Here is a 24964-nt window from a genome sequence, read left to right on the forward strand (position 1 = left end):
CCACCCTGCCGATCCTTACAGCGAGTAGGTGGCTCCCGCGTATGCGGTGGATATCGCGCCGTCCCACTCCTCACGCGCCTCCGCAATGACGATCTTCGGGTCGGTCCAGGGCTGAATGTGGGTGAGGACAAGCGACTCCACGCCTGCCTCGCGCGCTATTTTCGCGGCCCTCCCGCCCGTTAGGTGGATGCCCCGGGCGGTGTCGGCACGGGTGAAGCCAGCCTCAGACAGAAGTAGGCTGACCCCATTTGCCATGTCTTGAATGCTGTCGCAGGTGTCCGTGTCTCCGGTGTAGGCGAGCTCCACGCGACGCGTAGGATCCCCCTCGGAGGGGCCTTCCACGCGAAATCCAAACGCGGGAACCGTGTGGTTGGCCGCGTACGGCGTTATGGTGAGCGGGCCTACTTGAAGCGGCTCCCGGTCGGCCAGTTGCACCGGCACGAACTCCTTGTCATAGGTTTCTTCAGGCGCGTACCCATCAATGCCGCGCACACGATCCATCATGCCTTCCGGCCCGGCAAGTAGTAGAGGCGGTAGCGGACCGGTGGGATACCAACGTCTGTGCACCTGCAGCGAAATGACGTCTCCCATGTGGTCGGCGTGCAGGTGTGAAAACAGGACGGCGTCTAACTTCCGCGCGTCAATGTAGCGCCACAGCGCACCGAATGATCCGGGCCCGAGGTCCATCATCACGTTCCACGTACGCATCTGACCGGTGCGGGGGTCTGCTCCTTGCGCTTGCACCAGATATGAGGACGCCGCGGAGTAAGGCCCCGACATGGAGCCGGTGCATCCAACCACGGTTAGCCTCACGAGTGCACCTCCATGCGCGAAATATCTCCCACCTGCGGGCCGAGGAAACGCTTAGCCAGAGGGGCAAACTTGCGCTCATCTCCGGTCACGTAAAACTCCGGGACGGGCTCGCCTAGGTCCGGGTCACGCAGCTTATCCTCTTCAACGAGGCGGCGGTAAACGTCGCGAGCCGCAGACTCTGACGAAGACACTAGCTGCACGTCCTCCCCCATCACGTAGGAGATAACACCGGTCAGTAGCGGGTAGTGCGTGCATCCGAGCACCAGGGTGTCAACGTCGGCCTCTTTAATTGGCTCTAAGTATTCGCGGGCAACTTCCAGCACTTCATCGCCGGTAGTGATGCCAGCTTCAGCGAATTCAACAAACTTGGGCGCTGCTTGTTGCACTATTTCGAGGCCGGGAACAGCCGCGAGCGCATCCAGATAAGCGCCGGACGTAACTGTGGCTTCGGTGCCAATGATTCCGATTCGCCCAGTTCGAGTTGTGCGGGCGGCTCGGCGGGCGGCCGGTTGGATAACTTCAACTACGGAAATACCGGCGTCAACCTCGTACCGTTCACGCGCGTCTCGAAGCACGGCAGCCGACGCCGTATTGCACGCGATTACAAGCATTTTCACGCCGCGCTCGGCTAGGCGGTCCATGACGTCCAGCGCGAGTTCGCGCACGTAGGCAATGGGTTTTGTACCGTACGGCGAATGCGCCGTGTCACCAACGTAAAGGATTTGTTCACCCGGCAGTTTATCCATGACCGCGCGGGCAACAGTGAGGCCTCCTACGCCGGAGTCAAGTATGCCGATTGGAGCGGAATCCATAGTTTAGAGGTTACTAGCAGTATCTCCCTCTTGGACCGCCTGAAGTAGTGAATCTTGCCACCAAGATACGAGTACGAATACGAGGCCCACAAGCTCTTCCGCACTAATCTTGCGCGGCTTAGCAGAATCGTGGTCGAGGAGCGTGGCGGTGCGCTCGTACCAGTGTTGCGTGTCATCGGGAGAATTCACCTCGAGGCGACCAGCTAGAACTAGTCGGAGATCATTGAGGCCGGACAGCCACTGCCACACGTCCTCACGCTCGATGGTGAACGTGCGCGATTCGCTGGCGGCTAACTCGGCAAGTTTGCGGCCGATTATCTGCAGGCGTTCCGTCTTGAGCGTGCGCAAGGCATCTTCGGTAAGTGCGCGTAGGATGCTGGCCTCTTCGGGATCGCTACTCATCGAGGGCAGGAGGATCTTCAGCGTGGGATCATCGGGCTCATCACGCTCATCCTCCGACAGAAGAGCGGATAACAAAGGCTCCTGGGTGGGCGCGTCGAGGATGAGGATCGTCTCGCCAAGCAGGGTCTGCAATAAGACAGCTACGTCCTCGTCAATCGTTGTTTCGTAACCGTCGGGTGTGGATCTGAATTCGCTAAGTAGCATTAGTCGCAGGCTCAATAGTGGCTTTAAGGCCGTAGGAATGCATTGCGTAAACGTCGGCTTCCATGCGTTCGCGAAGGCCGGTTGAAACGATGGCTTTACCAGCGTGGTGCACTTGGAGCATGAGGGTGCGGGCGCGATTTTCGGTATAGCCAAAATGGCGGCGGAACACGCCAACGACGTACGCCTGCGTATTGATGGGGTCATCCCACACCACGGTGCACCACTGCGCGTGGTTTTCGCGCGTAGTGGCGGCATCAGCCCTGACGCGGGTGGCGGTTGTGGGGGTTGCACTCATGTTTTCAGCCTAAGAGATTGAGGCGCGCAAAGTGCCGGTTTGGGGATAAACTCGACTTATGCCTGCTTCTACATCTACAGCACTGTTAACCGACATGTACGAGCTCACTATGTTGGACGCCGCTTTGAAAGCGGGAACAGCGGAGCGTAAGTCCGTTTTTGAACTTTTTGGGCGGCGTTTGCCCGCAACGCGCAGGTTTGGCGTGGTTGCGGGTACGGGCCGAATATTGGAGGCGCTGGAGCGCTTCACTTTCTCTACCCACCAGATCGATTACTTGCATAAGAACAAGATCGTGTCTGATGTGGCGTTGGACTATTTGAAGGATTTCCGCTTTTCGGGCGACATTTTTGGGTATGCCGAGGGCGAAGTTTACTTTGAGGGTTCTCCCCTGCTGACCGTTGAGGGTACGTTTGCCGAGGCCGTGCTTTTGGAAACGCTTGCTCTGTCAATCTTGAACCATGACTGCGCGGTTGCATCAGCCGCCTCGCGTATGACGATCGCAGCACATGGCCGCCCGTGCGTGGACTTCGGAGCACGCAGGACGCATGAGCGCGCCGCTGTTTCGGCCGCCCGCGCCGCTGTTATTGCAGGATTTGTGGGTACTTCCGATCTGGAGGCCGGCATCCGCTACGGAATCCCCACCGTTGGCACGTCCGCGCACTCGTTCACGCTTTTACACGACTGCGAAGAAGACGCGTTCCGCTTCCAGATTGAAAGCCTTGGCCCATCGACCACGCTCCTCGTGGACACTTACGACATTTTTGAGGCAGTGGAGCGGGGTGTGAAGCTCGCCCGTGAGATGGGCGGTGAGCTTGGCGCAGTCCGCTTGGATTCTGGTGATCTCGTGGCCCTGGCATTTAAGGTTCGCGGACTGCTCGATTCGCTGGATGCGAAATCCACTAAGATCACGGTGACAAATGACCTCGATGAGTACGCGATTGCCGCCCTGGGTGCCGCTCCCGTGGATTCGTACGGTGTAGGCACGAAGATGGTGACGGGTTCAGGTGTTCCCACCGCCGCCCTCGTCTACAAGCTTGTTGCGCGCGAAGATGGCGCCGGCAACATGGTGAAGGTGGGGAAGAAGTCCGCGTCAAAGTCCACAGTTGGCGGTCGCAAGATCGCGGGCCGCATTAGGGACGAGGAGGGCTACGCCTCCGAAGAGCTCATCGTTGCCGGTGGAACCGTGCAGGAGGCACACAAGATTTTGGAGGCGGAGGGGGCCCGTCCGCTGCAGATTCCGCTGGTTACGGGCGGGCAGATCCGTTCGGAGCTGTGGGGGCCTGGCGCGCTGGAGGCGGCCGCGGAACGCCACCGCCAGTCGCGCAACGAGTTGCCGTACGCCGCGTGGCGCCTGTCAGCTGGCGAGCCGGCAATCCCCACCAGGATGGTCAAACTCGACGACTAGCCCAGCGTTTGGAGAGATAGCCTCGTTGGGAGGAATAGCCTCTCAGAAGGGACACTCCCGCATGGAAGTTTGGTGGCGGCCGCGTTTGGCGGCCGCCACTCGTTTATGAAGAAAACCGCCCCTTGGGCGGTTTTCTTTTCTGGGCTTGTTTCCCTATCAGGGTTTGATGGACTCTGTTACTCGTTACCGTCGGAGTAGGGCCAGTTGGGGCCGTGTGCCCCCATTTCATCGCGCAGGGCTTTGCAGCGCGGGCAGACCGGGAACTTGGATGGGTCCGACATGGGGATCCACACTTTGCCGCACAGCGCGATCACGGGTTGCCCGGTGATCAAAGACTTGGTTACGCGGTCGCGGCGCACGTAGTGAGCAAATCGGTCACCATCACCTGGAGAGTGTTGCTCTTTAGTTTCGGTTCGCTCCAGCACCGAAGTGCTGGTTGAGCGCGAGGGCGCGCTTGGCGCCTGCGGCTGGTCTGGCGCATCCAAGTTGAGGCTGAACATGCCTCTAGTTTAGGTAGTTTCCATCCCCTGATCCACCGTCGCTGGCCCACACAACGATTCATACCCGAACTGCCGTAACGGTATTCCGACCCAAAGCGGCAGAAAACAGCGTCAAAATCGGCACTTCCCCTCACGGATGCGGTTCTAGAAGCCACCCGAAACAGTATTCCGACCCAAAGCGGCAGAAAACAGCGTCAAAACCGCCACTTCCCCTCACGGACGAAATTTTAGAGGCCCCGCTCGCGCACCTCGAACCCCCGCCCGGCTGAGAACACACAAAAGGGCGCGCAGGCCAGAACTTGAAAAGTTCGCCTGCGCGCCCTTCGAGTTAGCTTAGAAGTTGGCTGAGTAGTAGTTCTGCCAGTCCTCGCGATAGTTGGAGGCAAGTTCAAGCTCAGAAGCGGCTTCCTCGTCTACCAGCACGTATACGGAGGGGTGGAGCTGGAGCACGGACGCCGGCCAGCGCGACGAAATACCGCCCTCTACCATTTCGCGGATTGCACGCGCCTTACCCTTACCCTGAGCGAACAGGATGATCTTGCGCGCCTCGAGGATAGTGCCAAGGCCTTGCGTCATGGCGCTGGTGGGCACCTGGTCAATGTCTCCGTCAAAGAAACGAGCGTTGTCACGACGAGTTTGGTCGTGAAGGTAGACAACGTGGGTGCGTGATGCGAGGGATTCTCCCGGTTCGTTGAACGCGATGTGACCGTCTGAACCGATGCCGAGAACCTGGAAGTCAACTCCTCCAGCTTCGCGGATGGAAGCGTCATATTCCGCGGCAGCGGCATCGAGGTCGGTAGCAAGCGCGTTAGGCGTGTTTACCGCTCCGTCAGCGAAGTCAACCTGGTCAGTGAATTCGCGGTGAATGAAGTTCACGTAGCTTTCCGGGTGTCCAGCTTCGAGGCCAATGTACTCGTCCAGAGTGAAAGCGCGGCACTGGGCGAAGCTGATCTTACCAGCCTGGTGACGTGCGATGAGTTCTTTGTACAGAGGCAAGGGGCTAGAGCCCGTGGCCAAACCAATTACAGACTCAGGCTTATCTTTGAGTACCGATTCGAGAATATCGGCGCCGACTTTACCAATAGCTTCGTTGTTTGGAAGAATTGCGATCTTCATTCGGTTTCCTTAACTAGATTGGTTAGCGTAGCCAAGCTACTTATTAGATTATATGCACCCTCACCTAGACCGATTTGTTAGGAAGAAGAAAAGTGGCGAGGTTATCCTCGCCACTTTTCTTCAGTTCGCTTCACGCGATGCTTACTTCTGGACAGCCTTCTTCAGGGTGGAGCCAGCGGAGATCTTCACGCCGAAGCCTGCAGGAATCTGAATCTGCTCGCCGGTCTGCGGGTTGCGGCCGGTGCGAGCTGCGCGCTCAACACGCTCAACGGAGAAGAGGCCGGTTACCTTGACGGGCTCGCCAGCGGACAGGGACTCGATTAGGACTTCCTGGAATGCGGCTAGGGCAGCGTCAGACTGAACCTTGGTGAGGTTAGCCTTCTCGGCGATCTTAGCGACAAGCTGAGTGCGGTTTACGGACATGTTGGAACCTTCCGGTAGAAAACCAATATGAACAGTTACGAGCGAGTTTCGCTCTCACATCCACACACTAAGGGTTTAAATGCGAGTTGTCAGCTTGAAACAGCGAGTTTTGAGCGTTTTGGGGTAATTTCCCACATTTTTTAGCCGTATTTTTACGCCCGTTAAAAATCGTGTTAAGATCACTAGTTTTTCGCGTGTTCATGGGCTTCCCGCGGGTGTTTTTAGATTTTGAGCAGATTATTCGGGTGTCCGGTATTTCTAGCCGAGTCAGAGGGTTGTTTTGTTCTGTATTGTTTGCCCTACTCCGTGTTTTAGAGTTGAGAGGCAAGCTTAGAAAGGATGATGATGCGTATACCTTCTGCGTTGGATCGCGTAACGGATGATTTTGTAGCAAGTCTTATTGGTTTGGTTCCGGAAGTAGCGATTGGCATGGGTGCGCCGTTCGCGGACAGGACAATCTCGGATTTTTCTCCCGAGGGCGCCGCGGAGCTTGCACAGCTATATAGGCACACGCTTGAAAATGTTGCGAGCGTGCAAGATGAGGACGAGGTTGATTCGGTTACTCGCAAGGCTGTGGCGTGGGATTTGGGTAACCAGCTGGAGTTGTTCGAAGCCGGTTTAGCAGTTGGCGAGTTGAACAATATTGATTCGCCGGTGCAGGCAATCCGCGACCCGTTTACACTGATGCCAATGGAGACCGCAGAGCACTGGGATGATTTGGTTCGGCGCGTGCAGGAGGTTCCACGGGCGTTCAGCTCTTATAAGCGTGGTCTTGAATGGGCGATTGAGGCCGGGCGTGTCCCCACGAGAGCGCAGGTTGAGTTCGTGCTTGGCGATCTGACGGCCCAAGGTGGCGCGCAGGATCCGTATGGCAGGTTGTTGAAGGAGTTCAATGCTTCGAGCGTGGCCAGCGATACGGGGACGCACAAGAGACTGGAGGAAGCCGCACGGAGCGCACAGGCTGCAACGCGTGATTTTAATACTTGGCTTAAACAGAAGGTAGCTCCGGTTGCAACTAATCGCGATGCGGTTGGGCGAGACGAGTACATCCTAAAGTCTGCTCACTACTTGGGCAAGAAGATTGATCCAGAAGAAACGTATGAGTGGGCACTGGAGGAACTGCGCGATATTCACGCCCAGCAAAAGGCAATCGTCAAGGAGCTTTACGGACCTTCGGTGACGGTAGGTGAAGCGTTTGACAAGCTCAATAGCGATCCGGCTCACCAGGTTCACGGCGTGGACGGGCTCCAGCGTTGGATGCAGGAGACCTCGGACGAGGCTGTGGAGTACTTGTCGGGCCGCCATTTCACGGTGACGGACGAAATGCGCCAGTTGGCGGCGAAGATTTCTCCAGCTGGCGATGGGGGCATTTTCTACACTCAGCCAACGGATGATTTTTCCCGGCCGGGAACGATGTGGTGGGCTGTGCCGCCGGGCGTGGAGGTGTTCCACACTTGGCAGGAGAAGACAACCGTCTACCATGAGGGAATGCCCGGCCATCACATGCAGCTTGGCCGCGCAGTGTCTTTGAAAGACACGCTGAACACGTGGCGCCGCCAGTTGTGCTGGTTCTCCGGTCATGGTGAGGGTTGGGCGCTGTATGCCGAGCAGCTCATGGATGAGCTCGGATTCTTAAAGCACCCTGCTGAGCGGCTCGGCATGCTGGATGCGCAAAGACTACGCGCCGCACGAGTCCTCGTGGATATTGGCGTTCACCTGGGTCTTGAAAGGCCTTCAAACGCTTACCTGTCTTCTATTGGCATTTGCAACGCCGCATACGAGGATGCCTTGAACTCCTCCCCGTACTTAGACCTAGGTAAACCTGACACAGCAAAAGGCGTGTGGGATCGCAACGACCTGTGGGCATTTATGAGCTTGAATGTGGCTATGGATCCGAAGTTCCTAGAGTTCGAGACCACCCGCTACCTGGGTTGGGCAGGGCAAGCATCTTCTTACAAGGTGGGCCAGCGGGTTTGGCAGGATCTGCGTAGCAAGTGGCTGTCCGCGCCGACTGCACAAGCGGCTCAGAGTAGTTCCAGTGACACGCGTTTGCGCGAGTTCCACGACACTGCGCTTGCACTTGGCGGCCTTCCACTCGCCGTACTTGAGGACGTGATGAGCGGTGAGTGAATCCCCCGCCCTTTCTCGTGGCAATCACGGGGAGGCCAGCACTGTCCTGGTGCTGGCTTCGGCGTCACCCGCGCGGGCCAAAACGCTCCGCGCGGCGGGCATCGAACCACTTATCCGCGTGTCAAATGCGGATGAAGACGCCGTCCTCGCCCAGTTTGAGAACTCGGGGTCCGCTAACCAGGCGGCGCAAAAGGTCATGGCCCTAGCGAAGGTGAAGGCCGGGTCAGTAGCCCAGGCACTTAGCGCAACTGAGATCTTCGAGTTCGCACGCCAGCAAGGTATGCCCGCCCCCTCCTCGATTATCGTGGTTGGCTGTGATTCAATGCTGGAGGTCAACGGCGCGCTGGTTGGCAAACCTCATTCCCCTGAGGTGGCGGCGCGTCGTATTCGCGAGCTTTCACGCAATGACGTGGTGTTGCATACAGGTCACGCAATCACGCTGCTGCGCATAGATTATGATTCGGCCGTCTCGCTAGGAAGCTCGAACGGTAGCCCAAATGGATTAACGGTTCTGGAGACTCGCTATGACTCGTGTGCCACCACGGTTCATTTCGGCGAGCTCGATGAAGATGAGATCCGCGCTTACGTGGCCACGGGAGAACCTTTGGAAGTTGCCGGAGCATTCACTATTGATAGCCTCGGCGGCCCGTTCATTGAGGGAGTGACTGGGGATCCGCATTCGGTTGTGGGAATCTCGCTGCCTCTTCTTCGCCGGATCACCAAGGATCTTGGCGTCTTTTGGCCTAGCCTGTGGAACAAGTAGTACGGCTACCGCAATACGCAGACAGGGGGTGGGTTGGACCGAGAATCGGTCCAACCCACCCCCTGCTTAGTAGCTTCGTGCGTGAGCTTTAGTTGCTCTTGCGAAGGCGGTTGCGTAGCGGAATGTATTCGCGCTCGGTTTCGCCAACGTAAACCTGACGCGGCCGGCCAATGCGTCCCTCTGGATCGCGAGCCATCTCCCTGTACTGCGCAATCCAGCCTGGTAGGCGACCCATTGCGAACAGTGGGGTGAACATCTTGGTTGGGAAGCCCAAAGCCGAGTAGATGAGGCCCGTGTAGAAGTCGACGTTCGGGTAGAGCTTGCGCTCAACGAAGTAGTCGTCGTTTAGAGCCATTTCCTCAAGCTCCAACGCGATGTCCAAAAGCTCGTCCTGCTTGCCCAGGCGCTCCAAGACATCGTGGGCAGCACCCTTGACGATGGCAGCGCGCGGGTCATAGTTCTTGTACACGCGGTGGCCAAAGCCCATGAGGCGGACGCTCGAAGACTTGTCCTTCGCCTTCGCTACAAAGTCCTTCACCGTCATATCCGAGCCGCGAATCTCCGCGAGCATGCGCAACACAGCCTCATTAGCCCCACCGTGAAGCGGACCGGAGAGCGCGCCAACACCTGCGGCAACGGATGCGTACATGTTCGCCTTCGCGGAGCCAACCATGCGCACGGTAGAGGTGGAGCAGTTCTGCTCGTGGTCAGCATGCAAAATCAGAAGCATGTCGAGAGCGCGAACGATAGCCGGGTCAATATCGTACGACTGGTACGGCAGGCCGAACGTCATGCGAATGAAGTCTTCGGTGTAGGAACGTTGAGCGTCCGGATACAGCGGCGGCAGGCCGGCAGCGCGCTTCGCGATGGTCGCGATCATGGTTGGCACCTTTGCCAGTAGCAGCACGGATGCCTTATCCATCGCCTCATCATCGTCCGGATCCAGCGTGTGCTGGTAGTACGTTGCGAGGCCGGCAACGCCAGCCTGCAGGATGGCCATGGGGTGGCCGTTGCTGGGGAAAGCACCAAAGAAGGCCTGGAAGTCCTCGTGTAGCAGACGGTGACGCTGCACGCGGCGGATGAACGCTTCGAGGGTTACCGCATCGGGAAGCTCGCCGTAGATGAGCAGGTATGCGACTTCGAGGAAGCTGGAGCTCTTTGCGAGCTGCTCAATCGGGTATCCCCGGTAGCGAAGGATGCCTGCACCGCCATCGATGTAGGTAATCGAGGACGAGGCCGACGCCGTATTGGTGAAGCCGGGGTCGTAGGTGGTTACGCCGGCGGTTGCAAGAATTTTGTTGATGCCTAGACCGTCCGAGCCAGCGGTGGCCACTACTCGCGGAAGCTCAACTTTGTGCTCATCAACCGTGAGTAGCCCGTTTGCTTTCTTGGTGTCCTCCACCTTCTCGGCTACTTCTTCCTTTGGGGTCTTGCCCTTTTCAGTTGCCATCTCCGCCTTCCTCCTGAGCTTGCGGAAAACCTTTGGCTTCGCTCCTTTGACGAAGCCGTCAAAAGCAGATTATCTCAACATCGAGATTTTTTCGCGGCGAATAGAGTTTTTACCTGTGACAAACGCTTAGCAGCGGCGTCGATGCGTTCATCCTTACCCGATAGAGAAACTCTTATGAACTCCTCGTTACCTTCTCCATAGAATTCTCCCGGGGCTACAAGGATTCCGAGCTCGGCAAGTCGTTCCACAAGAGCGCGCCCACCCGCCTCGCCCCGCTTGTCACGCAGCCACAGGTATAGGCCGGCACGCGATTGGGGGTCATTTTCGAGGCCGACGCTCGCAAACGCGGCTTCGAGTTTAGCCCGGCGCCTAGAGTAGATACCCCGTTGGATAGATACGTGTGAAACCTGTTCGCGCATGTCCACTTCTGCGTTATCCGACTCCTGCTGGAGTCCTTCGCGGGGGTTAGCGAATGCCGACGCGCTATCGAGTAGCGCCACGCTCATTGCGTGCATCACGGGTGACGACACCATCATTCCTGCGTGCTTGCGTACCGCCACCGCCGCCTCAACCAGTTTCGGGTCACCCATCATGATGCCCCCGCGATAGCCGGCCATGTTGGACTGTTTGGACAGCGAGTACAGCACCAGTAGGCCGCTCGCATCGCCCTCGCACACCGCGTCGGACAGCAAAGAGGGAACTCCCCCATCAAGTAGGGATTCATCCCAAACGAGGGCGGCGTAGCACTCATCCGACGCCACAACCGCGCCGCGCTTCCTTGCCCACCAGACGATTTTGCGCAGTTGCTCCACGTCGAGCACATGACCGTTAGGGTTTCCCGGCGAGTTAAGCCAAACCATCTGAGCGTCTGGCCATTGCGCGGGATCCTCATCCACTGCAATGGGCTCGGCGCCAGCCAGGCGCACCCCGATGTCGTAGGTCGGGTAGGCACACCTCGGGATTAGAACGCGATCTCCTGGCCTCACCCCCAGCATGAGGGGAAGCCACGCAACCATTTCTTTAGAGCCAATCGTTGGGACTGATTCCGCCCCCTCGTCTAATGCGGAGATTCCGCGCGCACGAGCCCAAACCTTGGTGGCTTCGAGGACCTCCTCCGTTCCAACCACCGTGGGATATCCCGGCGCATTTGCTGCCTCTTTCAAGGCATCTTGGATTATTTGCGGCGTCTCATCTACGGGAGTGCCGATGGACAAGTCCACGATTCCGCCCGGATGTGCGCTAGCTACCTTCTTCGCGTCGATCAGCGTGTCCCACGGAAACTGCGGCAGATCAACGCCGCGCGGTAATGAGCTTGTCATAGCTTGCCCCTCTTCTCCCCCGCTATACCTGGTTGCACTCTAGCGACCTTTTGCACCCGCCTCGACATATGCGAAACCCTCTGCGTCTTGCATGCGTCGCAAAGTTCAAGTGGACGAGTTTCAGCCGAGCTTTCCCCTCGATAAAGATATGCAACAAGGGCCCGACAAACGCCGAGCCCCATTACAAAAATCTGGCTAATCCTGATTTTGGGGAGGTAGCTTCGCAATGACCTCGTGGTCGTAATCCACAGCGCCCGTGCGGGCAGCGCCACCTGGTGAGCCAAGCTTGTCGAAGAAGTGCACGTTTGCCTCGTAGTATTCGGACCATTCTTCAGGAAGGTCATCTTCGTAGAAGATCGCCTCAACCGGACAAACGGGCTCGCAAGCACCGCAGTCTACACACTCATCCGGATGGATATATAGGCTACGCGCGCCTTCATAAATGCAATCAACTGGGCATTCATCAACGCATGCGCGGTCTTTAACGTCTACACAAGGTTGCGCGATAACGTAGGTCAAAACGGTCTCCTTAAGTCATTTTGCGTCGAAAATTCGCGGGCTGAAAACCCCGGCTACTTTTCGTGCCTCATATGGGGTTTATTATCTCACCATGAGCAGTTTTTCGACACCCGACCCGAACGAGGCTCCCCCAAGCCTGCCGTGGATGCAGTGGCAGGTGGGCCAGCGCGTTGTTGTCCGCTACCGCAAACCTGATGGGTTGTATGACGCCCTCGGCCACCTGACGGAGGTGGCGCCAACCCACGTCACGGTAAACACACGCAAAGGGCTCGTTACCGTTCCAGCTAGCGTCATGGTTACCGGCAAGCGAGTGCCAGAATCACCGTTCGGCAACTAGATGATTTCAGTTCGCCCAGGCAAAAGGCCCGCTCCGGTTTTAGCCAGCATGGCGGCATTAATACCAGTGCGCGCCCGCGCGGCCTCGGGTATCGAACTACTTTGATTCGCGGCGTGCGCGCGCAGCTATCTTGAAACGATCCTGAGTGGAAAGCACGTTCTTGCGGATGCGAACAGCGTTGGGTGTAACCTCAACGCACTCGTCCTCAGCCGCGAATTCTAGCGACTCTTCAAGCGTGAGCGTGCGCGGCGTATTCAATCCTTCGTAGGAGTCTGCCGATGCTGCGCGCATGTTCGTCTGCTTCTTTTCACGCGTGAGGTTCACATCCATGTCCTCATTGCGCGAGTTTTCACCCACAACCTGCCCCTCGTAAACCTGGCTGCCAGGCTGCACAAGGAACGTGCCGCGCTCTTGCAGATTGATCATCGCGTAAGGCGTTGCCTGTCCGGCGCGATCCGCTACGAGTGAGCCAGTGTTGCGCGAAATGATGGTGCCCTGCCACGGTTCGTAGCCCGCCGCGTAGGAAGAAGCGATGCCAGTGCCACGCGTTTCGGTAAGGAAGCGCGTGCGGAAGCCGATCAGGCCGCGAGCGGGGACTAGGAACTCTAGGCGCACCCAGCCCGAACCGTGGTTAGCGATGCTTTCCATGCGGCCCTTGCGAGCGGCCAGAAGCTGCGTTACCTCGCCCATGTATTCTTCAGGCACGTCAATCGTCATGTGCTCCATAGGTTCGCACTTGACGCCATCGATAACGCGGGTAACAACCTGGGGCTTGCCAACCGTCAGTTCAAAGCCCTCGCGGCGCATTTGTTCAACAAGGATTGCGAGGGCCAGTTCACCGCGGCCCTGCACCTCCCACGCGTCCGGCCTCTCGGTGGGTAGGACGCGCAGAGAAACGTTGCCGACCAGCTCACGGTCAAGGCGGTCCTTCACCTGGCGCGCGGTAACCTTAGTGTTCTTCTCGCGGCCAGCCATCGGCGACGTGTTTGTTCCAATGGTCATAGAGATCGCGGGCTCATCAACCGTAATCAGAGGTAGCGGACGCGGATCTTCTAAATCAACGAGGCTTTCACCAATCGTAATATCTGGAATACCCGCAACCGCCACGATGTCGCCGGCTTTCGCGGTTTGGGCTGGCACACGATCCAGGCCTTCGGTGCGGAGCAGCTCGGTAATCTTCACGGAGGTGAGGGAACCATCGGCATGCGCCCAGCCCACGTTCTGTCCCTTGTGGAGTTCACCGTTGTGAATGCGTAGCAAGGCGATCCTGCCAAGGAACGGGGATGCGTCAAGGTTCGTGACGTGCGCCTGCAGGGGCGCGTCTTCGTCATAGGAGGGACCGGGAATACGGTGGAGCAGCGTTTCAAACAGTGGCTCCAGGCCCGACGTGGGAACCTCCCCAACAGCGGGCTGTTCAAGTGAGGACTTACCAAGCTTTGCCGACGCGTACAGGACGGGCACTTCAAGCAGGCCGTCCACGTCAACCTCGCGCCCCTCATTCTGCAGATCTTCCGCGATGGATAGGAGCAGGTCCATGGTCTCTTCCACGACCTCCTCAATACGCTGATCCGGGCGATCAACCTTGTTCACCACCACAACAACCGGTAGCTGCGACTCCAGCGCCTTGCGGAGCACAAAACGCGTTTGCGGTAGCGGGCCCTCAGCCGCATCCACCAGGAGGAGCACGCCATCAACCATGGAGAGAGCGCGCTCGACCTCGCCTCCAAAATCTGCGTGTCCAGGCGTATCAATCACGTTAATCGTGATGCCTTCAGGTAAGCCTAGCTTCTGTGCAGAAGGACCCCGATAGTGAACGGCCGTGTTCTTCGCGAGGATCGTAATGCCCTTTTCCCGCTCTAGATCACCAGAATCCATGACGCGCTCACCACGCGACTCCACGGTGTCGTGGTCAGAGAAGGCTCCGGACTGCCATAGCATTGCATCCACGAGAGTCGTCTTACCGTGATCCACGTGGGCAACGATCGCGACGTTACGAATATCTTCGCGAATAGTCATTTTGCCTCCTGGCCTCTTCTTCTAAGCGTGCGCGCCAGCGTGGTTTCGCTAAAACATGCGCCCTACTACCTTATGCCCCGGAGCTTTCGATCACGCACTTAGGTTTCTGCGAAATGCGCCACTACCCGATAATGCGTTGCCATCTAAAATGGAGGCATGCATCCAACGATTAAGATCGCCTCTGCTCCTGCACGCTACGGAACATATTTTTTTGCCGTGCTGGCGCTGGCCGTTTCAATTGTGACTATTACGCGTGATGGCGTATCCGTAGCTGTTGCAGCCCTGCCGTATGTTTGGCTGGTATTTTGGGCGATTTTCATGCTGTGGTGGATGCCGCGCCTTACTATCGCGCCAGACAAAATAACGGTGCGTAACATGATTTTCTCGTGGACCGTGCCGTGGGAGCGCTACACGGGCGCGCGCCTGAACCTGGGTCTCATCCTCGAGACGCGTGACATCGATATTCGCGCAGCCGCCGCTCGTCCTCGTACCGGCGTTCGAAACATGAAAGCGCAGTACGGCCCCCTGCAACTTCCGCACATTGACGAGGAGGTGCCGAGCCACCTTCTTGACTTGGATTCATCTCAAACAGCCGAGTTGCTGCGCACCTACTATGAACGCCACCTCGAGGCGGGGATGACGAATGCCACTACGAAGGTAGAGCGCAAGCTCAACACCGCCCCCCTGCTGGCTGCACTCGTGTTGCTTCTGGCCACATTCATTCCGCGCCTCTGACTCAGTTCGCGCCCCCGCTAGGCTTGCCGTTACATGAAGGATCGCCCCGCACATTGTGCGGGGCGATCCTGCCACGTTAGCTATTCAGCTAGGCTCGTTTCACCAAGTGTTACTCCGAGACGTAGCCGATGTCCTCAACCTTGCCGGAAGAGAAGCCGAAGGCGCCGTAGTTGGCGAGGGTCTTCGGAACTGCAACGTACTCGACGCGGCGGTACAGCGGAACAGTCATGACACGGTCCCAGATGGCAGCGTCAACTTCGTTCGTGTACTCAACGCGCTTGTTGTGGTCCATCTCGACGTCGATCTTCTTGATCAGCTCGCTGATCTCATCGTCGCATAGGCCCGAGAAGTTCGAGTCGGAATCGCAACCGTAGATCTGGCCTACGTTAGCCATCGGGTACGGGGTACCCTGCCATGCGAACGAGGTGATACCGAAGGTGCCATCAAGCAGGAATCCGGGGAAGTCATCCGGCGACTTGTTAACCATATTGACCTTTACGCCAATGTTGGCCATGTCAGACTGAAGGAGCTTACCTTCGTTTTCAGAGGTTGGGATGCCCTGGAGTAGCTGGTACTCGATTTCGAGGGTCTGGCCGTCCTTGGTACGGAATTCTGCGCCGTCATCAAGCTTCCAGCCGAGCTCGTCAAGCTGCTTGCCTGCAGCCTCGGGATCGAACTTGAAGTCTTCGGAGTTGTCGGCGTAACCTTCCTGGCCAGGCATGAAGAAGTGGTTACCCATCATGAGCTCTGCCGGCTCAACGGGCAGACCAGCAAGGTCAGATGCTGCGATAGCTTCACGGTTCAGGCCCTTAACGATTGCCTGGCGAATGCCCTTGTCCTGCAAGAGGCCAGAGTTCGTGTTGAACGTGAAGTGACGCCACTGCTTGCCACCTGCTTCACGGATTTCCGCATCTGCACGGCCGGCAACAGTCTGGTACTGGTCGGCGTTGATAAGACCGGATACGACGTCGATCTCCTTATTAGCGAAGGAACGGGTCGAGGTCGACGGGTCGAGCTCGCGGAAGCTTACCTTGTCGAGCTTCGGAGCATCGCCCCACCAGGTGTCGGACGGAACGAGGGTGACGACGCGCTGCGAACGGTCTACCTCACCGAACTTGAACGGACCTGCGGTGAAGTCGTTGTTCGGGTTATCCTTACGCGCGTTGTCGAAGTCTTCAGGTGTAGAAATGGCAGCCTTCGGCTCAACGCCGGACCAGGTTGCAGACCAGTCAGCGTAGGTCGTGTTGTACGTGATTACGACCTGGAACTCGTCCTTGCCCTTCTCGACCTTTGCAACCTCGCGGAAACCGTCGGTGGTAGCTACCTGGTAGTCAGGGTTGGAGCCGTTAGCGGCCTTCCAGGTTGCCTCGTAGTCTTCCCACGTGATCGGCTCGCCGTTGCCCCAGTGTGCATCCGGGTTCAGAGTAAGGGTTACTACCTGCGGAGGTCCGTCCACTACCTCGTAATCGAGAACGTAGTTCTTGTTCGGCTCGAAGGTGGAGTCCTCTGCGTAAATCCAGTTGCTAGGCATTACCCAGCCGGCAATCTCGTTGTTGTCCACCTGGTTTCCGGCAGCATGCAGGATGTTCCACTGCTCAGGGAACTGGCCGATTGCGAAACGTAGTTCGCCGCCTTCTTGCACCTTGTCGCGGGCTTGTGCGTTGATATCGGAGAGCGCCGGCAGATTTGCGTCGCCGCCGGATCCCGATTCTCCGCCACCTGCACACCCTGCGAGTACGAGGGTTGCGGCGGCAGCTACTGCAGCGAATGAACGTAGTGAACGCTTCACTGTTGTACCTCCATAATGTTGACATCTCTTGCCGGGCGTACCCGGCCACGATGGATAGGCTACTTTAGCGCACCGGCTTCTTGATAGTTGAGAGCCGCCTTTCGGTCCCTCCTTGTTCTAATCGCAACAAAAGTCCCAAATAATGAGAAAACGAGCATTCGCCAAGATTTTCGTATATGTCTGCGGCGCGTGATCTCGCTTGTCGATGTCTGCTCACCTTTCTAACTTCCGCCCTTGACCGCAATGCGGTCAACAACCTTTCGCCATTTTGATCCTAGATATCGGTTTACAAAAACCGGCGGCCTGCATCCATTTTTGGTTGCAAACCGCCGGCTTTGAAGTTGGTCAGTGGTGAAGCGTGCGCACAAGGCGTTACTCCACCCGGCTAGAACATGTGGGCCTCTTCGGGGTAGTGGCAGGCGTTCATCGAGTCGACGTCGCCGTCACCCTTGAGCTCAGGATGTTCGTTGACACACCGTTGCTGTTCTGCTTCGCCTAGAGTGAGGAACTTCGGGCAACGCGTCCTGAAGCGGCAACCCGAAGGCGGGTTTGCGGGCGACGGAAGGTCGCCTTCAAGCAGGATGCGTTCACGGGAACGTTCCTTGCGTGGATCCGGAATTGGGATAGCCGAAAGCAGAGCTTGCGTGTACGGATGACGCGGCCTGTCGAATACCTCTTTAACCGCACCGATTTCAACAATCTTGCCCAGGTACATGACGGCCACTCGGTCCGCGATGTGGCGTACAACGGAGAGGTCGTGGGCAACAAATAGGTATGAGAGGCCGAGCTTGGCACGCAACTCCTCAAGCAGGTTAATGACACCAGCTTGAATCGACACGTCGAGAGCCGAAACCGGCTCGTCAAGCACGAGTAAGCGCGGACGCAACGCGAGCGCACGTGCGATACCAATCCTTTGACGCTGACCACCGGAGAAGTGACGCGGGTAGCGGTTAAGGTGCGCAGGCTCAAGGCCAACGAGTGTCATGAGTTCCTCAACCCGCTCGTCGATCTTGTCCTTTGGATAGTTGTTGTACTTCAACGGCTCCGCGATGATGTCGGAAATCGGCATGCGCGGGTCAAGCGAAGCCATCGGGTCTTGGAATACAACCTGTAGGTCTTCACGCACCTTGCGGCGCTCGCGGCCAGACATGGTGGAAGCATCCTTACCGAACACAACGATGGTGCCACCCTGCGGCTTTTGCAGGTTCAGTACTTCCAGAAGAGTTGTGGTTTTACCGGAGCCGGATTCGCCTACGAGGGCCAGAGTTTCGCCCTCGCGAATGTCCAACGAAATCTCATCAACGGCGTGAACCGTACCCACCTGTCGCTTGAATACTGCGCCCTTCATTAGCGGGAAGTATTTCTTGAGGTCGGTCACACGCATGACTTCGTCACGCTTCATGCGGTCTTCATCGGCAATCGGAGAGCTGAATGCTTCCGGTATCGGGTAAATGCCCGCGTGATCCCAGTTGTTTTCAACGATGTCTTCAGCACGCACACAAGCAACGGTGTGATCGACGCCGTCGTTCGGATTGTTATTGGGTGAGACGCGAAGTTCCGGCTCGCCGTTAAGGCACGCGTCCGTGGAGATCGGGCAACGAGGCGCAAACGGGCAGCCCGTGGGTTCTTGCAGCATCGAAGGAGGGTTACCTTCAACAGATGCGAGGGGCTCAGAAGAGTCCTGATCTGGACGCGGCAGAGAACCGAGAAGCCCAACCGTGTACGGCATCGTCGAGTGATAGTAAATGTCATCAACCGAGCCGTATTCAACGCAACGTCCCGCATACATAACGGCAACGCGATCAGCCATACCCGCAACGACACCGAGGTCGTGGGTAATCATGAGGACAGCTGCGTTAGTTTCGCGTTGTGCCTTCTTTAGCAGGTCAAGAATCTGCGCCTGAATGGTTACGTCCAGTGCGGTGGTTGGCTCGTCCGCGATGATTAGATCCGGATCGTTGGCGATTGCAATTGCGATCATCACGCGCTGGCGCATACCACCGGAGAATTCGTGCGGGAATGCCTTGAATCGAACCTCGGGGTTTGGAATGCCAACGAGTTCGAGTAGCTCAATCGCTCGCTCTCGCGCCGCGGTCTTGCTCATCTTCTGGTGAATGGTCAAGGCTTCCACGATCTGATCGCCAATCGTGTAAACGGGCGTTAGTGCAGATAGCGGATCTTGAAACACCATCGCGACTTTTTTGCCGCGGATCTTTGACATCCACGCGTCAGATTTGCCGAGGATCTCGGTCCCGTGTAGCTTCACGGAGCCTTCAACCTTGGCAGATTCGTCAAGCAGGCCCATGACAGCCAGCGAGGTAACGGATTTACCGGAGCCGGATTCACCAACAATGCCCAGCACCTCGCCGGGGTGAACTTTCAGGTTGACGCCGCGAACAGCGCGCACAACGCCGTCTTCGGAGGGGAAACTGACGTTTAGATCCTGGATGTCAAGAACCGGAACGCCTTCTTGGCGCTGCGGTACCGGCGTGTTGTCTAGCTTGCGGTTTTTGCTGCTCATGCTTGACCTCCAGACTTTGAGGACGGGTCGATTGCGTCGCGTAGTCCGTCGCCGATGAAGTTTACGAAAATGAGGGTCAGGGTCAGGATGGCAGCCGGAGCCATAAAGATCCACGGCGAGGTAGTTGCCATGCCCTGCCCTTCCGCAATGAGAACGCCGAGCGAGGTCTCCGGCGGTTGCACGCCGAAGCCAAAGTATGAAAGCACCGTTTCTGACATGACCGCTGCAACGAAACCGAGCGCCGCATCGATGATCAGGTAGGACGCCACGTTCGGAATAATGTGCTTGGTAATGATGACGCGTGCCGGTACCGACATGTAGCGCGCCGCCGTTACGTACTCAAGGTTCTTAACCGAAAGCGTCATCGAGCGAACAACACGAGCGGTCAGCATCCAGCCGAATCCTGCCAGCAGAAGGATAAACAGGAACGTCGAGGAGTTCTGCCCACCGGTCTTCTGCGAGATAACAGCGATGATGAGGAAGGACGGGATTACGAGTAAAAGGTCGATAACCCACAGCGCAGCTTTTTCAAAGAAACCACCGAAATAGGCTGCGGAAGCGCCAACGATTGCAGCAACAGTTACCTGGATTGCTGATACCGAAACGCCAATGATTAGTGACTTGCGCAGCCCCTCCAAAGTTAGTGCGAGGACATCGCGCCCACCCTGGGTGGTGCCAAACCAGTGTTCAGCGTTTGGAGGTTTCAGGAAGGAGCTAGTGACCTGCTGGTAGTCCCACGGAACCACCATGGGGCCAAAGATCGCGATGAGAACAACCAGCGCGAAGCCGATAACACCGATCTTGGAGGTGGTTGAGCGCATGAAGCGCCGACGAATTAGGGTCGCGCGAGAGAGACGCTTGGATTTGCCTTTTTCGTTCTTGCCGTCCGCCCCGTTGGGCGCGGTCTCTTTTGTGAGGTCCGAACCTGCGGTCAGGGCGGTTTCGCCGCGCGCAGTTTCAGCGTTGCGGACGTCGCGCTCTTGCGGTTGAGATTGGTTCGACATGTTTAGCTCACCCTTACACGCGGGTCGACAACGACGATGAGGAGGTCAGACAAAAGCGCACCGGCTAGCGTACAGACGCCTGAGAAGGCAACTACTGCAGTGGTGCCGTTGATGTCTTGACCGCGAATGGATGAGACGCCGAAGATGCCCATGCCGTGCCAGCCGAACACCTGCTCGGTAACGGTTGCGCCGAGGAACAGGGTGGCTACTGCAAAAGCGAAGAACGTTGCCATCGGGACTAGCGAAGTACGCAGTGCGTGGCGGGTGACAGCCTTCGACTTGATGAGACCCTTGGCGCGCGCGGTCCGCACGTAGTCAGCTCCGAGCGTGTCAAGCATCAAGTTGCGCTGGTAACGCGAGTAGGAGGCAATGCCGGTTAGTGACATGGAAATCGTAGGCAACAGTAGGTGTTGCATCCTGTCCACAAGGGCCGCGCCGAAGTAGTTACCTACTGTTCCGGTCTCGCCTGTGAACTCAAAAAACTGCGTACCGGTTGCGACGTTGAACTGGGTCGCTCCGATCTGCAAGAGGTTAGCAAGAACAATAACCGGCGTAGAGATGATGATGAGGGCGAGGATCGAAACGATGCGGTCGGTCTTGGAGTACTGCTTAGTTGCAGTCCACGCACCCACAGCCACGCCACCGACCATGCCGATGATCGAGCCGATGATAATAAGCCTGACAGAAACCCAGATACGAATGCCGATGATGGAGTTCACGGAGGCGCCCGTTGGCGTCATGCCCCAGTCCCAGTCGGTGAACACGCGGCCAAGCCATATAGTGTACCTATCCCACACGGGCACAGTGTCTGAGATGTTGTATGCAATGAACATTCGCTCAAGCGCGTCCCAGTCACGCGTGGGGTCCGTGAGGTCGTAAGCGGCCTTCGGGTCTAGCGTGTTGGAGGCGATAATGTACGCCAGTGACACGGCAATGAACAGCAGGAGAGCATAGTTGGCAAGCCTGCGTGCCAGGTAGTAGAACATAGGCTCTGACTTTCTTCAGGTCATGTTTGTCGCATAAGGTGTTTGGTATTCCTCTTAGCTCGCAAAATTTCCTGATGGTTTCAGAATTATTGTCAAAACTGTGTATTGACTTTAGTGAATTTCGTGGCAAATGAGAAACCAGAAAGGCATTTTATCGAGGTTTATCGACCTTCCGGCCGGTTTTTAAGGCCTACCTCCTAGTATTCTGCGCAGACGTTTTTGCAACCACTACGGTTCATAATTATCCCGTCTGGGTGCCGAATTTTAAGACAGTTATCTCATTTAGTTCCCCATTGTGTGGAATCTGCGTAATGCTCGGAACACTTCGGATGTGGCGTTCTTGACATTTATTTCCGCGCCGTTCACTTCCCTTTGACGTTTAGCACTTGACGCAGTTCGTGGACGATTTCAACAAGGTCTGCGGCGTCCGAAAGCACGCGAGGCACGACCTCTTTAAACATCTCTATTCCTTGCATTTTTGAACATGGTTTGGTTGGGCCGCCACTCGGAATACGCCGTCCTAAACCTCTCGTCAGACGTTATGAATAACATTCGCAATGTTAATCTAGTGATGAACAGATTAATCGACATCATGTGAAGCAGTTCAAGGAAATATCTACCACTTATAAGCGTTTAGCTACTGATTAAATCACTGCGGTCGAGACATACGACGGCGTAGAGATTGGACATAAGCAGATGAACAACCCATTAGTAATCGCTATTGATTCTTCAACTACCGCCACGAAGGCGGTTGTGATCGACACGTCGGGAAACGTTATATCGATGGGACGAGCGGAAATTGAGCTCCTTTCCCCGCAGATGAATCACTACGAGCATGACCCGCGCGAGTGGTGGGGTTCCACGCATCAGGCAATCACGGAGGCGGTCAGTAGCCTGAGCGAGAGCGACAGGGCGCGTATTGCCGCTATTGGGATTACGCACCAGCGCGAATCGTTTGCGCTTATCGACGAGGATGGCAACCCGATCCGCCCGGCAATCTTGTGGCTCGATTCGCGAGCGGGTGAACAGATCAAGGAGTTCGGATCTGACCACATCCACGAGTTGTCCGGCAAGCCGGCTGATACTACACCCGCACTGTATAAGCTGGCTTGGCTTAAGAAGCACGAACCAGAAGCTCTAAGTCAGGCCTTCAAACTGGTTGATGTGCACGCATACTTGTCCCACGCGCTTACCGGAAAGTGGGTTTCTGCAGAAGGCTCGATTGACACTCTTAACCTGTTTGATATTGCGGCGCGAACATTCTCTGAAGAGCTACTTGAGATCGCGGGGCTACGCCCAGATCAGATGGTGGAGTTCACCAGGGCGGGTGATGTTATTGGCACGCTGCTACCGAGCCTCGCTAACGAATGGAGATTGAGTCCGGAGGTTGTACTGGTTGCGGGCGTTGGTGATGGTCAGGCCGCTGGTCTTGGCACGGCCGCGATTGACCCGGATGTAGCTTACGTGAATATCGGCACCTCGGTTGTGTCGGGAACGCATTCGAACGAGTATCAGTTCGATCGCGCTTACCGCACACTGATCGGCGGTATTCCGGGCACTTACGTACTGGAGATCGTTCAGAACTCTGGTTCGGTGCTTTACAACTGGTTTAGGAAGAATCTTGGCGATCCTGCTCTAGAGGGAGGCTTGGACCCAGCTTTGGAGGCAGAGGCGAGCCGTATTGCCCCTGGTTCTGACGCCTTGTTGACGCTACCGCATTGGAATGCAGGCCAATCACCAGATTGGGATCCGTTTGCGACTGGAGCAATGGTGGGATTCACCACGGGGCATACGCGTGCCCACGTTTTCAGATCTATTGTTGAGGGCACTGCGATGCTACTGGCAGAGAATCTGAATCGCGTGCAGGAAGTGACGGGCCGAAAGCTGGTTGAACTTCGTGCCACAGGAGGGTCGGCCAGGTCCCCCTTTATTAGGCAGATTTTTGCAGACGCTACGGGCCTTCCAATCGTAATGTCTGAGGTTGATGAGCTGTCCGCACACGGAGCTGCCATGATTGCAATGGCTGGCGTTGGCGCATATCCCGATGTTGAATCGGCTGCGCGAGCGATGGCTCATTTGGGTGAGAGGACGGAACCGAATCCGCAGGCTCACGAAAAATATGTTACTTGGATGCGGCTACATAGCCGTATTTACCCACTCCTTGCGGAGCTTATGACCGATATGAAGAATGTTGAAGACTAGGAGAAGTGATGGCAAAAATAGTCGTATTTGGTTCGGGAATTATGGGGACGGCACTTGCGTTCCCTTCGGCAGAGAACGGCAACGAGGTGCACCTGGTTGGCACCTTCTTGGACCGCGAGATTATTGAATCGATCCAGACCACGGGTGTGCACCCCAACCTTGATTTGAAGGTCCCCGAGTCGGTTCAGGCCCACCAGCTTGAAGAGGCTACGGAGGTCATCAAGGACGCGGACGTCGTGATGGGTGGTGTGAACTCGTTTGGCGTTGAGTGGGCGGGCGAGCAGTTGGCCGCCATGATGCAGCCCGGTCAGCACTTCCTGTGCGTAACTAAGGGTATGCGCGCGGATGAGGATGGCAACCTGAAGCTACTGCCCGATGTTTATCGCTCCTATTTCGATCCTAAGCTCGCCGACTCGATCACGTGGAACGCCGTTGTTGGCCCCTCCATTGCAGGTGAGGTTGCGGTTCACCACGACACCGCGGTTGTGTTCACCGGCGAAGACAAGGAAGCTTTGGAGTACTTGGCTGGCCTTTACCGCACGGACTACTACCACGTATGGACGTCCACTGACTTCGTTGGCCACGAGACTGGCGCCGCGACGAAGAACATTTACGCTTTTGCTGCTGGCTTCGCAGACGGCCTGCTTCGCAGCCAGGGCAAGGAAAATGACCGTTACGTCATGTACAACATGGGGGCTGCTCTCTTTGCTCAGGGCCAGAAGGAGCTGCGCTCGTTCGTTAAGTTCATGGGCGGCAAGCCGGAAACGGCTGACGGTCTAGGCGGCGTTGGCGACATGTTCGTGACCTCCATGGGTGGCCGCAACGTGAAGGCGGGCGGCTACGTTGGTGAGGGCATCCCGTTCTCTCGCGTGCGCGACGAGCTGATGAAGGGTGTCACGCTCGAGGGCGTTGCCGCGATCAACGTTGTTGGCGCGGCTTTGCGCAAGCTGACCGAGCGCGGCGTGGTTCGCGAGGAGGAATACCCGCTGTGCCGCTTCCTCTACTCCGTGGTTGCCGAGGACGCTCCCCTAGATATTCCGTGGGATAAGTTCTTCGCAGACCTCGTCTAGCCCGCTAGCGCCCATGCCCGAGATTAACGTGATGTGTGTTCGAGGCCGAGGCTAGGCAAGCTCATACAGTTGTTGCCGGCACCTTTTGGTGCCGGCAACAAACTTTACCTGGACTGTTTGCTCGCTTCGTCCTCGGACACGAAATGGATGGGC

The 24964-nt window shown here is 57.1% G+C and carries 22 protein-coding genes; 7 read left to right on the plus strand and 15 right to left on the minus strand.

The annotated features are described in order from the left end of the window. Positions 1-15 precede the first annotated feature (15 nt). The 4 genes from BQ7114_RS00730 to clpS are packed head-to-tail and all read right to left on the minus strand — an operon-like array spanning position 16 to position 2526. Positions 16-813, minus strand: a complete 798-nt coding sequence (locus BQ7114_RS00730; protein ID WP_072340642.1) for an MBL fold metallo-hydrolase — start codon at positions 811-813, stop codon at positions 16-18. Continuing rightward, positions 810-1625, minus strand: coding sequence for a glutamate racemase (gene murI / locus BQ7114_RS00735; protein ID WP_072340645.1), 816 nt, complete (start codon positions 1623-1625; stop codon positions 810-812). Before murI ends, BQ7114_RS00730 begins: the two co-directional genes overlap by 4 nt. Before the next feature lie 3 nt (positions 1626-1628). Beyond that, entirely contained in the window at positions 1629-2231 is a 603-nt protein-coding gene (locus tag BQ7114_RS00740; RefSeq protein ID WP_072340648.1) for a DUF2017 family protein, read from the minus strand. Further along, complete coding sequence (clpS, locus tag BQ7114_RS00745) at positions 2221-2526, minus strand: ATP-dependent Clp protease adapter ClpS (RefSeq protein ID WP_072340650.1); 306 nt, start codon at positions 2524-2526, stop codon at positions 2221-2223. The genes BQ7114_RS00740 and clpS overlap by 11 nt, the downstream gene beginning before the upstream one ends. Before the next feature lie 58 nt (positions 2527-2584). On the opposite strand from clpS, the gene BQ7114_RS00750 reads away from it, so the two are divergent. Then, a complete protein-coding gene (locus BQ7114_RS00750) occupies positions 2585-3931 on the plus strand; it encodes a nicotinate phosphoribosyltransferase (protein WP_072340653.1) in 1347 nt (448 codons plus the stop codon). A gap of 176 nt (positions 3932-4107) precedes the next feature. Here BQ7114_RS00750 and BQ7114_RS00755 read toward each other — a convergent pair whose 3' ends face one another. The 3 genes from BQ7114_RS00755 to BQ7114_RS00765 form a co-directional block, all read right to left on the minus strand. Then, a complete protein-coding gene (locus BQ7114_RS00755) occupies positions 4108-4431 on the minus strand; it encodes a DUF3039 domain-containing protein (RefSeq protein ID WP_072340655.1) in 324 nt (107 codons plus the stop codon). A 333-nt stretch (positions 4432-4764) separates the two neighbouring features. Continuing rightward, positions 4765-5547 (minus strand): glucosamine-6-phosphate deaminase, encoded by a 783-nt coding sequence (gene nagB / locus BQ7114_RS00760; RefSeq protein ID WP_072340660.1) that lies wholly within the window; start codon positions 5545-5547, stop codon positions 4765-4767. Between the two features lie 141 nt (positions 5548-5688). Then, on the minus strand, positions 5689-5970 hold the full coding sequence (locus tag BQ7114_RS00765; RefSeq protein ID WP_016444879.1) for an HU family DNA-binding protein: 282 nt from the start codon (positions 5968-5970) through the stop codon (positions 5689-5691). Positions 5971-6315: 345 nt separating this feature from the next. Here BQ7114_RS00765 and BQ7114_RS00770 point away from each other — a divergent pair, with 345 nt between their 5' ends. Next, entirely contained in the window at positions 6316-8100 is a 1785-nt protein-coding gene (locus BQ7114_RS00770) for a DUF885 domain-containing protein (protein ID WP_195906687.1), read from the plus strand. Continuing rightward, a complete protein-coding gene (locus BQ7114_RS00775) occupies positions 8093-8863 on the plus strand; it encodes a Maf family protein (protein WP_072340663.1) in 771 nt (256 codons plus the stop codon). The genes BQ7114_RS00770 and BQ7114_RS00775 overlap by 8 nt, the downstream gene beginning before the upstream one ends. A gap of 88 nt (positions 8864-8951) precedes the next feature. Here BQ7114_RS00775 and BQ7114_RS00780 read toward each other — a convergent pair whose 3' ends face one another. From BQ7114_RS00780 to fdxA, 3 genes are all read right to left on the minus strand, one after another. Further along, positions 8952-10313: a citrate synthase gene (locus BQ7114_RS00780; protein ID WP_072340666.1), complete on the minus strand. Its 1362-nt coding sequence runs from the start codon at positions 10311-10313 to the stop codon at positions 8952-8954. A gap of 74 nt (positions 10314-10387) precedes the next feature. Beyond that, entirely contained in the window at positions 10388-11632 is a 1245-nt protein-coding gene (gene dapC / locus BQ7114_RS00785) for a succinyldiaminopimelate transaminase (protein WP_072340668.1), read from the minus strand. 195 nt (positions 11633-11827) lie between these two features. Next, positions 11828-12151: a ferredoxin gene (fdxA, locus tag BQ7114_RS00790; protein ID WP_034509243.1), complete on the minus strand. Its 324-nt coding sequence runs from the start codon at positions 12149-12151 to the stop codon at positions 11828-11830. A gap of 91 nt (positions 12152-12242) precedes the next feature. On the opposite strand from fdxA, the gene BQ7114_RS00795 reads away from it, so the two are divergent. Next, a complete protein-coding gene (locus BQ7114_RS00795; protein ID WP_083309450.1) occupies positions 12243-12488 on the plus strand; it encodes a putative acetyltransferase in 246 nt (81 codons plus the stop codon). Between the two features lie 96 nt (positions 12489-12584). On the opposite strand, the gene typA is transcribed toward BQ7114_RS00795, so the two are convergent. After that, positions 12585-14504: a translational GTPase TypA gene (gene typA / locus BQ7114_RS00800; RefSeq protein WP_034509248.1), complete on the minus strand. Its 1920-nt coding sequence runs from the start codon at positions 14502-14504 to the stop codon at positions 12585-12587. A gap of 156 nt (positions 14505-14660) precedes the next feature. Here typA and BQ7114_RS00805 point away from each other — a divergent pair, with 156 nt between their 5' ends. After that, complete coding sequence (locus tag BQ7114_RS00805) at positions 14661-15239, plus strand: PH domain-containing protein (RefSeq protein ID WP_072340671.1); 579 nt, start codon at positions 14661-14663, stop codon at positions 15237-15239. Between the two features lie 109 nt (positions 15240-15348). On the opposite strand, the gene BQ7114_RS00810 is transcribed toward BQ7114_RS00805, so the two are convergent. The 4 genes from BQ7114_RS00810 to BQ7114_RS00825 form a co-directional block, all read right to left on the minus strand. Continuing rightward, positions 15349-17028: an ABC transporter family substrate-binding protein gene (locus BQ7114_RS00810; RefSeq protein ID WP_072340673.1), complete on the minus strand. Its 1680-nt coding sequence runs from the start codon at positions 17026-17028 to the stop codon at positions 15349-15351. A 385-nt stretch (positions 17029-17413) separates the two neighbouring features. Then, positions 17414-19549: an ABC transporter ATP-binding protein gene (locus BQ7114_RS00815; protein WP_034509258.1), complete on the minus strand. Its 2136-nt coding sequence runs from the start codon at positions 19547-19549 to the stop codon at positions 17414-17416. After that, on the minus strand, positions 19546-20553 hold the full coding sequence (locus tag BQ7114_RS00820) for an ABC transporter permease (RefSeq protein WP_034509259.1): 1008 nt from the start codon (positions 20551-20553) through the stop codon (positions 19546-19548). The genes BQ7114_RS00815 and BQ7114_RS00820 overlap by 4 nt, the downstream gene beginning before the upstream one ends. 2 nt (positions 20554-20555) lie before the next feature. After that, the gene (locus BQ7114_RS00825) at positions 20556-21539 is read right to left on the minus strand and encodes an ABC transporter permease (RefSeq protein ID WP_034509261.1); all 984 of its coding nucleotides are present in this window, start codon (positions 21537-21539) and stop codon (positions 20556-20558) included. A 696-nt stretch (positions 21540-22235) separates the two neighbouring features. On the opposite strand from BQ7114_RS00825, the gene BQ7114_RS00830 reads away from it, so the two are divergent. Then, complete coding sequence (locus BQ7114_RS00830; protein WP_083309451.1) at positions 22236-23741, plus strand: xylulokinase; 1506 nt, start codon at positions 22236-22238, stop codon at positions 23739-23741. A gap of 8 nt (positions 23742-23749) precedes the next feature. After that, the gene (locus BQ7114_RS00835; protein WP_034509267.1) at positions 23750-24811 is read left to right on the plus strand and encodes an NAD(P)H-dependent glycerol-3-phosphate dehydrogenase; all 1062 of its coding nucleotides are present in this window, start codon (positions 23750-23752) and stop codon (positions 24809-24811) included. The last annotated feature ends 153 nt before the right edge of the window (positions 24812-24964 follow it).

It is taken from the genome of Actinomyces urinae (assembly GCF_900119695.1).
Lineage (GTDB): Bacteria > Actinomycetota > Actinomycetes > Actinomycetales > Actinomycetaceae > Gleimia > Gleimia urinae.